Genomic DNA, 13,232 nt, shown 5'->3' on the forward strand with positions numbered 1-13,232 from the left:
GCGCCGGCAGCGAGGAATACCTCGACTCGGAGAAATACCAGCTCCGCCCCCGCGACTGGGACACCACCGACACCATCGCCCCCCTGATCACCCGGCTCAACCGGATCAGGCGGGCGAGCCCCGCGCTGCGCCAGTTGCGCGATCTCCACTTCCATCACACGGACCAGGAAGCGGTGATCGCGTACTCGAAGCGGAGCGGATCGAACACGGTTCTGGTGGTCGCCAACCTCGACCCTCACCACACCCAGGAGGCCACGGTCTCGTTGGACATGCCGCAACTCGGCCTGGAATGGCACGAGTCGGTGCCGGTGCGCGACGAGCTCACCGGCGAGACCTATCACTGGGGCAGGGCGAACTATGTGCGCCTCGAACCGGGCACTCGCCCCGCGCACATCCTCACCGTCCTGCGACCGTCCACCCCGCAGACCGGAGGGTCACCCACAACATGATCGTCAACGAGCCCGTCCAGGACACCTTCGAGGACACCCCCGCGAAGGACCGGGACCCCGACTGGTTCAAGCGCGCCGTCTTCTACGAGGTGCTCGTCCGCTCCTTCCAGGACAGCAACGGCGACGGCGTCGGCGACCTCAAGGGCCTCACCGCCAAACTCGACTACCTGCAATGGCTGGGCGTCGACTGCCTGTGGCTGCCGCCCTTCTTCAAGTCGCCGCTGCGCGACGGCGGCTACGACGTCTCCGACTACACCGCCGTCCTGCCCGAGTTCGGCGACCTCGCCGACTTCGTGGAGTTCGTCGACGCCGCCCACCAGCGCGGCATGCGCGTCATCATCGACTTCGTCATGAACCACACCAGCGACCAGCACCCGTGGTTCCAGGAGTCCCGCAAGGACCCCGACGGCCCCTACGGCGACTACTACGTCTGGGCCGACGACGACAAGCAGTACCAGGACGCCCGGATCATCTTCGTCGACACCGAGGCCTCCAACTGGACCTTCGACCCGGTCCGCAAGCAGTACTACTGGCACCGCTTCTTCTCCCACCAGCCGGACCTCAACTACGAGAACCCGGCGGTCCAGGAGGAGATCACCTCGGCGCTGCGGTTCTGGCTGGATCTGGGCATCGACGGCTTCCGCCTCGACGCGGTGCCGTACCTGTACCAGCAGGAGGGCACCAACTGCGAAAACCTTCCGGCGACCCATGAGTTCCTCAAGCGGGTCCGCAAGGAGATCGACGCGCACTATCCGGACACGGTGCTGCTGGCGGAGGCCAATCAGTGGCCCGAGGACGTCGTCGACTACTTCGGCGACTACCAGTCCGGCGGCGACGAATGCCACATGGCCTTCCACTTCCCCGTCATGCCCCGCATCTTCATGGCGGTGCGCCGCGAATCGCGCTACCCCGTCTCCGAAATCCTCGCCAAGACGCCCGCGATCCCGTCGGGCTGCCAGTGGGGCATCTTCCTGCGCAACCACGACGAGCTCACCCTCGAAATGGTCACCGACGAGGAACGCGACTACATGTGGGCCGAATACGCCAAAGACCCCCGCATGCGCGCCAACATCGGCATCCGCCGCCGGCTCGCCACCCTGCTCGACAACGACCGCAACCAGATCGAGCTGTTCACCGCACTCCTGCTCTCCCTGCCCGGCTCGCCGATCCTCTACTACGGCGACGAGATCGGCATGGGCGACAACATCTGGCTCGGCGACCGCGACGCCGTGCGCACCCCCATGCAGTGGACACCGGACCGCAACGCAGGTTTTTCCTCGTGCGACCCCGGACGGCTCTACCTGCCGACCATCATGGACCCCGTCTACGGCTACCAGGTCACCAACGTCGAGGCGTCGATGTCGTCGCCCTCCTCGCTGCTGCACTGGACCCGCCGCATGATCGAGATCCGCAAACAGAACCCCGCCTTCGGCCTCGGCTCCTACACCGAACTCCAGTCGTCCAACCCCGCCGTCATCGCGTTCCTGCGCGAGTACGAGGACGACCTCGTCCTGTGCGTGCACAACTTCTCCCGCTTCGCACAGCCGACGGAGCTGGACCTGAGCACGTTCAACGGGCGCAACCCGGTCGAGCTGTTCGGCGGGGTGCGGTTCCCGGCCATCGGGGACCTGCCGTACTTGCTGACGCTGGCAGGGCACGGTTTCTACTGGTTCCGGCTCCGCAAGGAAGCCCCTTAGAAGCCCGGCGGGACGGTTTCCCCCGTCCCGCCCGGGGCACGCATCAGTAACACCCCGCCCACCCGGGGAAAGGACGCGACGCCATGTCGGAAGCCGTCATCCGTACTGCCACGACAAGTCCCGCCCTCCTTGCGTCACTTGATCCACTGCTGCGGGAGTGGCTGCCGCGGCAGCGGTGGTTCGCGGGCAAGGGCCGTCCGGTCACCGGGTTCTCGCTGGTCGCGGCCACCGAACTGCTCCCCGTCGACGGCCGGCTGGGCCTGTACCACCTGCTGGTGCGGGCCCATCAGCCCATGACGTCGGGCGACTGCTACCAGCTCCTCATAGGCGTGCGCGAGGCGCTGCCACCCCATCTGGCGCCCGCGCTGATCGGTCACATGGAAGAGGGCCCGCTCGCCGGACGCACGGTGTACGAGGCCCTGTACGACACCCGGCCCGCCGAGGTGCTCCTGGAGGCACTGCGCACCCAGGCCCGCATCGGCGGGCTGCGCTTCGAGCGGGAACCGGGCCAGGAGATCCGGCCCGGGCTGGTGCCCCGCATGGTGACCGCCGAGCAGTCGAACTCGTCGGTGATCTACGGAGATACGTTCATCCTCAAACTGCTCCGCCGGATCGTGCCCGGCGTCAACCCCGACCTGGAGCTGCCGCTGGCGCTGGCCCGCGAGGGCTGCCCGCGGGTACCGGCGCCGACGGCTTGGCTGCACGCCGACCTCGACGAGGAGCCGGCCGTCCTCGGTGTGCTCCAGCCCTTCGTCCAGGGCGCGGCGGACGGCTGGGAGCTGGCGCTGCGCGAGCTGGCCAAGGGGGAGGACTTCGCCGCGGAGGCGCGGGCGCTGGGGCGGGCCACCGCCGAGGTGCACACCGCGCTGGCCCGGGCGCTGCCCTCGGTGACCCTGGGCGCGGCCCAGCTGCACCTGCTGGTCGACGGCATGATCGAGCGCCTGGAGGCGGCCGTGCAGGCGGTGCCCTCGCTGCACCCGTACGCCCCCGGGCTGTACTCGGCGTTCACCGCGCTGGCCGACCTGGCCGCGGAGGGCCGTACCTGGACCGCGCAGCGTGTGCACGGCGATCTGCACCTGGGCCAGTGCCTGCGCTCGCCCGCCGGGCAGTGGTCGCTGATCGACTTCGAGGGCGAGCCGTCCAAGCCGCTGGCCGAGCGGCGGATGCCCCAGCCACCGTCGCGGGACGTGGCGGGCATGCTCCGCTCCTTCGACTACGCCGCGCTCTCGGCCGATCCCCCGATGCCGGGCTGGGCGCACGCCTGCCGGGCCGCGTACTGCTCCGGGTACGCCGAGATCGCCGGCGCCGATCCGCGTACCGATCCCGTGCTGCTGCGGGCCTACGAGACGGACAAGGCGATCTACGAGGTCGTCTACGAGGCCCGGCACCGCCCCGACTGGCTGCCGGTGCCCATGGCCGCGATCGAGCGGTACGCCACATCCGATCCGATCTGACCCGCACAGCCGAGGAGGCTCCACCCGTGACCCCGCGCCCCCCGTCCAGCGACTCGGATCCGAAGAAGTCGGCCAAGAAGGCCGCGAAGAGTGTGAAGAAGGCCGCGGAGAAGGCGGTCACGAAGAAGGCCGCCGCGAAGAAGGAGGCTCCGGCGGCGAAGAAGGCCGCCGCCAAGAAGGTCGCGGCGAAGAAGGTCACGGCGAAGAAGGCTGTCACCAGGAAGGCGCCCGCCAAGAAGGTCCCGGCGCAGCCCGAGCCCCTCGTCCCGGCCGTCTCCCCCACCGTCGACGCCCACGACCGCGAGCGTCTCCTGTCCGCCACCCACCACGACCCGCACGGCGTCCTCGGCGCCCATCCGGTGCCCGGCGGCATCGCCTTCCGTGTCTTCAAGCCGTACGCGCTCTCCGTCACGGTCGTCGCCGGCACCCTGCGGGCGGAGCTGCACGACGACGGCGACGGGTTCTTCACGGGCCTGGTGCCGCTGCGGGAGGTCCCCGCGTACCGGCTGCTCGTGACGTACGAGGGAAGCGTCCAGGAGACCGAGGACGCCTACCGTTTCCTGCCCGCCCTGGGCGATCTGGACCTGCATCTGATCGGCGAGGGCCGGCACGAACAGCTGTGGACGGCGCTCGGCGCCGAGCCGATGACCCACCAGGGGGTGACCGGCACCCGCTTCACGGTGTGGGCGCCGAACGCGCGCGGGGTGAGTCTGGCCGGCACCTTCAACTTCTGGGACGGAACCGGCTATCCGATGCGCTCGCTCGGTGCGACCGGCGTCTGGGAGCTGTTCGTGCCCGGCATCGGCGAGGGCGAGCTGTACAAGTTCGAGATCACCCGGCAGGACGGTTCGAAGACCCTGCGGGCCGACCCGCTGGCCCGCCGTACGGAGGTCCCGCCCAACACCTCGTCCATCGTGCACGCCTCGCGTCACGAGTGGCACGACGAGGCGTGGCTGGAGCGGCGCGCGGACATCCCGGCGCACGAGGGCCCGTTCTCGGTGTACGAGGTCCATCTGGCGTCCTGGCGACCGGGGCTGACGTACCGTCAACTCGCCGAGCAGCTCCCGGCGTACGTCAAGGACCTCGGGTTCACCCATGTCGAGCTGATGCCGGTCGCCGAGCACCCCTTCGGCGGCTCCTGGGGCTACCAGGTCACCGGGTTCTACGCGCCGACGGCCCGTCTGGGCACCCCCGACGACTTCAAGTACCTGGTGGACGCCTTCCACCAGGCCGGCATCGGTGTGCTGATGGACTGGGTGCCGGCCCACTTCCCGCGCGACGACTGGGCGCTGGCCGAGTTCGACGGGCGGCCCCTGTACGAGCACGAGGATCCGCTGCGCTCCGCGCATCCCGACTGGGGCACCCTGGAGTTCGACTTCGGACGCCGCGAGGTGCGCAACTTCCTGGTCGCCAACGCCGTCTACTGGTGCGAGGAGTTCCACATCGACGGGCTGCGGGTGGACGCGGTCGCCTCGATGCTCTACCTCGACTACTCGCGCGAGCCGGGCCAGTGGCTGCCCAACGAGCACGGCGGCCGGGAGAACCTGGACGCGGTGGCGTTCCTCCAGGAGATGAACGCCACGGTCTACCGGCGGGTGCCGGGCGTGGTGACCATCGCCGAGGAGTCGACGGCCTGGGACGGCGTCACCCGCGCCACCCATCACATCGGGCCCGGCGGCTTCGGCGGTCTGGGCTTCGGTCTGAAGTGGAACATGGGCTGGATGCACGACTCCCTGGGCTACGTCCAGCACGAGCCGGTCCACCGCAAGTACCACCACCACGAGATGACCTTCTCGATGGTGTACGCGTACAGCGAGAACTACGTGCTCCCCATCTCCCACGACGAGGTGGTCCACGGCAAGCGGTCCCTGGTGTCGAAGATGCCCGGCGACTGGTGGCAGCAACGCGCCACCCACCGCGCCTACCTGGGCTTCATGTGGGCCCACCCCGGCAAACAACTCCTCTTCATGGGCCAGGAGTTCGCCCAGGGCGCCGAGTGGTCGGAGGCGCACGGCCCGGACTGGTGGCTCCTGGATCCGGCGTACGGCGCGGAGGCGGACCACCGGGGAGTGCGGGACCTGGTCCGCGACCTCAACATCGTCTACCGCCACACCCCGGCACTGTGGCAGCGGGACACGACTCCCGACGGCTTCCAGTGGATCGTGGGAGACGCGGCAGACGACAACGTCTTCGCCTTCCTCCGCCTCGACGCCGACGGAACCCCGCTCCTCTCGGTCTCCAACTTCTCCCCCGTCGTCCGCCACGACTACCGCCTCGGCGTCCCCGACGACATCCCTGCCTGGCACGAGACCCTCAACACCGACGTCGGCAAGTACGGCGGCGGCGACCTCATCAACCCTGACGTCATCAAGCCGGAGGCGACGGCCTGGCACGGCCGCCCGGCCAGCGTCACCCTGACGCTGCCGCCGCTGGCGACGGTGTGGCTACGGCCCGAGTAGCCGGCAGCGGCACTCCCCGCGGTGGCGCGGGTCCACGTCGGCACCCGCGCCCTAGCCGGCCAGCGCCTTCGGCAGTCGCCCGGTGTGCAGCACTCCCAGCCGCTGCGTCGCCCGCGTCAGCGCCACGTACAGGTCGCTCGTGCCGTACAGCCCCGGCTCGACCACCAGCACGGAGTCGAATTCGAGGCCCTTGGACTGCCGCGGGTCCAGGAGGACGACGGTCCGGGTCAGGTCGGGTTCGGTGTCCGCCGTCACCCCGTCCAGGTGTGCGGCGAGCTTCCGGTGAAGGTGGCGCGGGGCGATGACCGCGAGCCGGCCCTCGGCGGGGGTCAGCTCCTCGACCGCCTTGGCCACGGCGCCGGGGAGGTCGTCGGTGGCGCGGATCCAGGGGCGTACACCGGTGGAACGGATCGAGCTCGGCGGCTCGAAGTCCGGGTTCTCCGCGCGTACGACGGCCGCCGCCAGCTCCATGATCTCGGCGGGCGTGCGGTAGTTGACGCCCAGCCGGGTGTGGTCCCAGCGGTCCTCGACATACGGTTCGAGGATCTTCCGCCAGGAGCCGACGCCCGCCGCCTCCGCGGTCTGCGCGGGGTCGCCGACCAGGGTCATCGAGCGGGTCGGGCTGCGCCGCATGAGCAGCCGCCAGGCCATCGGCGACAGCTCCTGTGCCTCGTCCACGATGATGTGTCCGAAGGCCCAGGTCCGGTCGGCCGCCGCGCGCTCGGCGGCGCTGCGGTGGTCGTCCTCCTCCTGCCGCTCGGCGAACCGCTCGGCGTCGATGATGTCGTGCGCGGACAGCACCTCGGAGTCCTCGTCGTCGATGTCCTCGAACTCATAGGTCCGGGAGGCGTAGGAGACGTCCAGCACACCCTGCGCGTACGCGACCTGGGTCTCCCGCTCGCGCTCGGCCCGGGCCCGCGCCAACCGCTCGTCCACGCCGAGCAGTTCGGCCGCCTCGTCGAGAAGCGGTACGTCCGCCACGGTCCACGCCCGCGTCACCGGGCGCCGGATCGCGGCCGCGTCCTCGTCGGGGAGGTGGCCCACCGGGTCGGCGAGGAAGTCCGCGACCAGGCGCTGGGGCGTCAGCCGGGGCCACAACTGGTCGATGGCGGCCCACACTTCACGGTTCTCGGCGATCTCGTCGCGGATCTGGGTGACGTCGCTCGGGTCGAGAAGGTTCGTGCCGTCGTACGGGTCGGTGCCGACGCGCTCGGCGTACAGCTCGGTGAGCGTGTTGAGGATGTGGCCCTCGAAGTGCTCGCGGGCGACGTTGTGCGGCAGCCCGGCCTCGCGGGTGCGCTCGCGGGCGACCCGCACCAGGTCGTCGTCGAGCATGAGGATCTCGCGTTCGTGCTCGATCGCGATCACCGGATCGGGCAGCGACTGCCAGTCGCGTACGGCGGCGGCGAGCACGTCCGCCATGTCGGCGCGGCCCTTGACCGCGGCCGCCTCACGGGTGTCGGTCGCCTTCGCCTTCACGCCGGGGAACAGTTCGCCGACCGTCGCGAGCAGCACGCCCGTCTCGCCCAGCGAGGGCAGCACCTCGCCGATGTAGCCGAGGAAGGCGGGGTTGGGGCCGACGATCAGGACGGCGCGCTTGGCCAGCAACTCCCGGTATTCGTAGAGGAGATACGCGGCACGGTGCAGGGCGACGGCCGTCTTGCCGGTGCCAGGGCCGCCCTCGACGACCAGGACCCCGCGGTGCGGTGCGCGGATGATCTCGTCCTGCTCGGCCTGGATGGTCTGCACGATGTCGTGCATCCGGCCGGTGCGGGCGGCGTCGAGCGCGGCCAGCAGGACGGCGTCGCCGGTCGGGTCCTCGTGGCCGGTGCGGGTGGCGTCGCCCAGGTCGAGGATCTCGTCGTGCAGGGCGGTGACCTCACGGCCCTCGGTGGTGATGTGCCGGCGCCGCCGCAGGCCCATCGGGGTGTGGCCGGTGGCGAGGTAGAAGGGGCGGGCGACCTCGGCCCGCCAGTCGATCAGGACCGGGGTGCGCTCGGCGTCGTCCTTGCGCAGACCGATCCGGCCGATGTGGTGGCTGGTGCCGGACGTCAGATCGATCCGGCCGAAGCACAGCGAGCCGTCCACCGCGTTGAGCGCGGCCAGCAGCCCCGAGCGCTCGGCGACGAGGATGTCCCGCTCCAGGCGGGCCTGCATCGGCGTGTTGCCCTGCGCGAGCGCGTCGGTGACACCGGCCTCGGTGTCACCGCGCAGGGCGTCCACGCGTGCGTACAGGGTGTCGATGAATTCCTGCTCACCGCGAATTTCATCGCTGTTTGACAATTCCACTCCCACGCCGATATACTGTGCCTACTGAACTTCTCCGCGACTGAATTCCCGTAAAGTCGCGAACCATTGAGTGTAAGCAAAGAAATCCCCCCGGCGCAATTGCCGAGGGGATTCTTTCGTTGTGCGGAATCAGATCACGTCGGCCAGTTCCTCCAGCAGACGGCGCTTGGGCCTGGCTCCCACCATGGACTTCACCGGCTCACCACCGCGGAAGACCATGAAGGTGGGCATCGAGAGGACTTTGTAGGCGTTCGTGGTCAGCGGATTGTGGTCCACGTTCAGCTGCACCACCTTGAGCCGGTCGGCCTCCTCGGCGGCGAGGGCGCGCAGCACGGGCCCCATCTGCCGGCACGGCGGGCACCAGTCCGCCGTGAACTCCACGAGCACCGGCATCTCGGACCCGATCACTTCCGCCGCGAAATCCGCGTCCGTCACATCGATCACCGTTCCTGCCCTCCCAGTTCGCACAACGGTGGTTCCTCCCCGGCCATGGCCGCAAGGCGTACGCCGATCTGCGCCCGCACCGCCTGGAGTTCGCCGATCAGCTCGTCCAGCTCGGTCAGCTTGCGCCGGTAGACCGCGAGCGAGGCGGGGCACGAGTCGCCCTCGGGGTGCCCCGACCGCAGGCACTCCACGAAGGGCCGCGTCTCCTCCAGGTCGAACCCGAAGTCCTGGAGCGTCCTGATCTGCCGCAGCAGCCTCAGATCGCTCTCGTCGTACGCCCGGTACCCGTTCTCGCCGCGCCGCGCGGGCAGCAGCCCCCGGGACTCGTAGTACCGCAGCGTCCGCGTCGTGGTCCCGGCCCGTGCGGCCAGCTCGCCGATTCGCATGCGTACGAACGTAAGCCTTGACCCCGACGTCAAGGCAACAGGGGTTTGCGCTCCACGGGAGAGGTGAGCACGATCGAGGTGGTCGTGCGGCCCAGCGCGGAGACCGCTTCGAGGACCTCCTCCAGGTGGACCGTGTCGCGGACGGCGACCTTGAGGATCCAGCAGTCCTCGCCGACCACGTGGTGCACCTCGGTGATCTCGGGGCGCTCGATCAGCTCCAGGGTCCTCGGGTGCTTCAGGGTGTAGCCGCCGTGCGGGTTGACCCGGATGAACGCCTGGATGCCGTAGCCCAGCCGGGCGGGGGCGACATGGGCGCCGTATCCGCTGATCACGCCCGCTGCCTCCAGCCGCCGCACCCGCTCGGTGACCGCCGCCGGACTCAGCCGCACCCGGCGCCCCAGCTCGCTCAGCCTGATCCGGCCGTCGCTCTGGAGCAGCTCCAGGATCTGCCGGTCCACCGCGTCGAAGGCCACCGAGGTTTCGTCGGCGGCGGCGCGCAGATGCCGAGGTTCTTTTGGTGCGGCTGCCTGAACTCCCATGGTTCCCCCTTCAGAACGCGGATGTACGCCGGGAGAATTATGGCCATGGAAAAGGCACGGGAGATACTGGTCATCGGCGGCAACCGCTATTTCGGCAAGCGCCTCATCGCGCGGCTGCTGGCCGCCGGGGACCGCGTGACCGTACTGAATCGCGGCTCCTCGCCGCCACCGCCGGGCGCGACGCATCTGGTCGCCGACCGGAACGACGAGAAGTCCCTGACCGACGCGCTCGGTCCACGCGTGTTCGACGTCGTCGTCGACCAGGTCTGCTACACCCCGCGGCAGGCGGAGATCGCCCGCCGGGTCTTCGCGGGGCGCACCGGGCGCTATGTGATGACGTCGACGGTCGAGGTCTACGAGTACGAGGACTCCATCGCGCTCGTACGGGAGGACGCCGTCGACCCGCTGACGGTGCCGGTCGACACCGAACTCCCGTGGGACGACCCGGAGTTCCTGGAGTCGCACTACGGCGAGGGCAAGCGGCAGGCGGAGGCGGTGTTCGCGGCCGCGCCGGACTTCCCGTACACGGCCGTCCGCGTGGCCCATGTGCTGGGCGGCGACGACGACTTCACGGGACGCCTCGACCACTACGCCGACCGCATCCGCACCGGCGAGCCGATCGCGGTGCCCTTCTCGAACCAGCCCGCCACCTACATCCATGTCGAGGAGATCGCCGACTTCCTGGCGTGGGCGGCCGGCGAGGAGTTCACGGGCCCGGTCAACGCGGCCTCCCACGGTCTGCTGGCCACCGTCGAGCTGTGCGAGGCGGTGACCGCGCACCTGCCCCAGGGCAAGGTCGTGCTCCAGCTCGTCGAGGTCGGCGAGGTCTCGCCGTTCGCCTTCTCCCGCTCCTACGGCATGGACAACTCCCGCGCCACACGGCTCGGTTTCCCCTTCGGCGACGTACGGAAGTGGCTGCCCACAGCGGTCGCCGAGACCCTCGGCAAGGGCGGCAACTGACATGCGGTACCGCACACTTGGCGACCTGCGGGTCAGTGCCGTCGGGCTGGGCGCGATGCCGCTGTCCCTGGAGGGCCGCCCGGACGAGCGGCGGGCGCTGGCCACCGTGCACGCGGCGCTGGACGCGGGCGTCACGCTGCTGGACACGGCGGACTCGTACCATCTGCCCGGCGCCGAACCCGGCCACAACGAACTGCTGGTGGCCCGCGCCCTCGCCGCGTACGGCGGTGACACGTCCGAGGTGCTGGTGACGACGAAGGGCGGCCGGGGCCGGCCGGCCGACGGCGGCTGGACGGTGACGGGCGACCCGCGCCATCTGAAGCGGGCCGCCGAGGGCTCCCTCAAGCGGCTCGGCGTCGAGGCGATCGGCCTCTACCAGCTGCACAAGCCCGACCCGGCCGTGCCCTTCGAGGAGTCCGCCGGGGCGCTGCGGGAGCTGCTCGACGAGGGCAAGATCCGCCTCGCCGGGGTCTCCAACACGGACGTGGAGCAGATCCGTGCGGCGCGCGCGATCCTCGGGGAGCGGCTGGTGTCGGTGCAGAACCAGTACTCCCCCGCCGTGCGCGACAGCGAGGCCGAGCTGCGGCTGTGCGCGGAGCTGGGACTGGCGTTCCTGCCGTGGAGCCCGCTGGGCGGGATCTCGCGCAGCGCGCTGGACGGGCCGTCACGGCTGCCGGGGGCGGGGCGCTTCGGCGTCTTCCACGAGGTCGCGGCCGAGCGCGGGGTCAGTGCCCAGCAGGTGTGCCTCGCCTGGCTGTTGGCCAGGTCGCCGACCGTGATCCCGATTCCGGGCGCGAGCAGGCCGGAGACGATCCGGGACTCGGCGGGCGCGGCGGACCTCGTGCTGGACGCGGGGGAGCTGGCGCGGCTGGACGGTCAGCGCGGCGGCGGGTCGTAACGGCCGGGCGGCATCCCCGGATACCCCGGGTACAGGCCCGGACCCGGGCGCAGGCCCTTGACGACCCGCACCACCCCTCCCCCGTCCTCCTCGCCCTCCGTCATCCAGTCCTCGTCCTCGATGTCCTCGGCGCCCCGCACCCCCAGCAGCCGCCGGGTGAGCCGGTCCCCGTCGGACAGCAGCTCGTCGAGGGCCTCGCGGACGTCCCGCGCCTCGGTGCGGTCCGACTCGCGTTCGACGGAGATGAGCACGGACCGGCGGACCAGCTCCTTGGTGAAGGAGGCGGTCGTGCCCTCCGTACGGGCCACGACCTCGTCCGTGATGTCCTGGCCGAGGCCCAGTCCGCCGCCGTACAGGCCGAGCAGGGCGGCACGGCCCTCGGCGTCGGGGAGCGGGATCTCGACGGCGAGGTCGACCCGGCCGGGGCGCTGCACGAGAGCGGGTTCGAGGAGGTCGGCGCGGTTGGTGGTGAGGAGGAAGGTCACGTCGGCGTCGTCGCCGAGGCCGTCCATCTCGTTCAGCACCTGGAAGAGCAGGGGCTGCTCGCCGCCGCCGTAGTCACGGGCCTCGGCGATGAGGTCGCAGTCCTCCAGGACGACGAGGGCCGGCTGGAGCATCCGGGCCAGGGCGCAGGCCGGGCCGATGGCCCCGATGCTCTCGCCGGACAGGATCACCACGGTGAACTGCGGGAGGTGGGAGAGGAGATAGCGGATCGTGTGCGTCTTGCCGGTGCCGGGCGGGCCGTACAGCAGCAGGCCCCGGCGCAGATGCTGACCGGCCGCGCGGAGCTGCTCGCGGCGCCGGGCCACGCCCACGACCTGGCGCTCCACGCGGTCCAGGAGTCCGGTCGGCAGCACGATGTCGTCGCGGGTCAGGTCGGGGCGGCGGTGGAAGCGGAACGGGCCGAGGCCATGGCCGAACTCCGAGCCCTCGAAGGAGAGGACCTGGCCGCGGAAGACGTTGTGCTCGCGCAGGAGGGCGTCGATCTCGGCGAGGAAGCGGTCGCCGAACTCCTTTTCTCCTGCCAGGACTTCGAGCTCGACCTTGTTGCGTCCGTACTCGTCCTGCGGGCCGCGCAGAAGGACGGCGAACCGTTCCTCGCCCTCCGCACCGAGGTAGAACCCGCAGGAGACGCAGGCCAGTTCCTCGTCCGGGGAGACCGGCATGTGCGCGTAGTCGACGGCGCCGATCACGAACCGCTCGTGACGGTGGGCGACTTCGAGGATGTCGCCGAGGGTGAGGTCGCCGTGGTGCTGGGAGCCGCGCATGCCGATCAGTTCATGCGTACGGCCGTCCGCGGCGAACCAGCGCTCCAGGGCGAGGTGGACGTTGGGCAGGTCGAAGGAGGCGTACGCCGCCTTCACCACCGGGCGGTCCGTCGGAGCCGAACCCAGATGGTCGCGGAGCCGTTTGGCGAGGTCCCGGCCGCCGTCGGTGGCGCGCTTCGGGCGGGCGACCGCCGCGAGGAACTCGTAGAACAGCTCGCTGATCCGGTCCAGCGACAGGGGCGAGGGTTCGCGCTCCTTGCCGTACCTCGCCTCGTACTCGGCGTTGCTGACGATCTCCGCCCCACCGGGCTCCCCCATGTCCGCCTCCGCGTCGCTCTGCCGTACGCCCCGAGGCTCTCCAGCGTGCGCCCCGGCGGGCCGCGGGTCAA

The 13,232-nt window shown here is 70.5% G+C and carries 11 protein-coding genes; 6 read left to right on the forward strand and 5 right to left on the reverse strand.

Annotation, left to right across the window (positions count from 1 at the left end; all coding sequences use genetic code 11):
* From ACFY0U_RS33865 to glgB, 4 genes are all read left to right on the forward strand, one after another.
* On the forward strand, window positions 1-449 hold a 449-nt coding region (locus ACFY0U_RS33865), incomplete at its 5' end, for an alpha-glucosidase C-terminal domain-containing protein (protein ID WP_388642306.1).
* Window positions 446-2,146, forward strand: a complete 1,701-nt coding sequence (gene treS, locus ACFY0U_RS33870) for a maltose alpha-D-glucosyltransferase (protein ID WP_388642307.1) — start codon at window positions 446-448, stop codon at window positions 2,144-2,146. The genes ACFY0U_RS33865 and treS, both read left to right, overlap by 4 nt.
* 83 nt (window positions 2,147-2,229) lie before the next feature.
* Window positions 2,230-3,600, forward strand: coding sequence for a phosphotransferase (locus tag ACFY0U_RS33875; RefSeq protein ID WP_388642308.1), 1,371 nt, complete (start codon window positions 2,230-2,232; stop codon window positions 3,598-3,600).
* Window positions 3,601-3,626: 26 nt separating this feature from the next.
* Entirely contained in the window at window positions 3,627-6,059 is a 2,433-nt protein-coding gene (glgB, locus tag ACFY0U_RS33880) for a 1,4-alpha-glucan branching enzyme (RefSeq protein WP_388642309.1), read from the forward strand.
* Window positions 6,060-6,110: 51 nt separating this feature from the next.
* On the opposite strand, the gene ACFY0U_RS33885 is transcribed toward glgB, so the two are convergent.
* The 4 genes from ACFY0U_RS33885 to ACFY0U_RS33900 all read right to left on the reverse strand — a co-directional run bounded on the left by ACFY0U_RS33885 (window position 6,111) and on the right by ACFY0U_RS33900 (window position 9,717).
* Window positions 6,111-8,324, reverse strand: a complete 2,214-nt coding sequence (locus ACFY0U_RS33885; RefSeq protein WP_388642692.1) for a HelD family protein — start codon at window positions 8,322-8,324, stop codon at window positions 6,111-6,113.
* 153 nt (window positions 8,325-8,477) lie between these two features.
* Window positions 8,478-8,792: a co-chaperone YbbN gene (locus ACFY0U_RS33890; protein WP_266887862.1), complete on the reverse strand. Its 315-nt coding sequence runs from the start codon at window positions 8,790-8,792 to the stop codon at window positions 8,478-8,480.
* Window positions 8,789-9,178 (reverse strand): MerR family transcriptional regulator, encoded by a 390-nt coding sequence (locus ACFY0U_RS33895; RefSeq protein WP_388642311.1) that lies wholly within the window; start codon window positions 9,176-9,178, stop codon window positions 8,789-8,791. Before ACFY0U_RS33895 ends, ACFY0U_RS33890 begins: the two co-directional genes overlap by 4 nt.
* A 29-nt stretch (window positions 9,179-9,207) precedes the next feature.
* Window positions 9,208-9,717 (reverse strand): Lrp/AsnC family transcriptional regulator, encoded by a 510-nt coding sequence (locus ACFY0U_RS33900; protein WP_388642313.1) that lies wholly within the window; start codon window positions 9,715-9,717, stop codon window positions 9,208-9,210.
* 45 nt (window positions 9,718-9,762) lie between these two features.
* On the opposite strand from ACFY0U_RS33900, the gene ACFY0U_RS33905 reads away from it, so the two are divergent.
* Both ACFY0U_RS33905 and ACFY0U_RS33910 read left to right on the forward strand, forming a co-directional pair.
* Window positions 9,763-10,677, forward strand: a complete 915-nt coding sequence (locus tag ACFY0U_RS33905) for an NAD-dependent epimerase/dehydratase family protein (RefSeq protein ID WP_388642315.1) — start codon at window positions 9,763-9,765, stop codon at window positions 10,675-10,677.
* 1 nt (window position 10,678) lies between these two features.
* Window positions 10,679-11,575, forward strand: coding sequence for an aldo/keto reductase (locus ACFY0U_RS33910; RefSeq protein WP_388642316.1), 897 nt, complete (start codon window positions 10,679-10,681; stop codon window positions 11,573-11,575).
* Here the strand turns inward: ACFY0U_RS33910 and ACFY0U_RS33915 are convergent.
* The gene (locus ACFY0U_RS33915; RefSeq protein ID WP_388642318.1) at window positions 11,554-13,161 is read right to left on the reverse strand and encodes an AAA family ATPase; all 1,608 of its coding nucleotides are present in this window, start codon (window positions 13,159-13,161) and stop codon (window positions 11,554-11,556) included. The genes ACFY0U_RS33910 and ACFY0U_RS33915 overlap by 22 nt on opposite strands.
* Window positions 13,162-13,232 lie beyond the last annotated feature (71 nt).

Source organism: Streptomyces sp. NPDC001536 (assembly GCF_042894505.1).
In the GTDB taxonomy this organism is placed as follows: domain Bacteria; phylum Actinomycetota; class Actinomycetes; order Streptomycetales; family Streptomycetaceae; genus Streptomyces.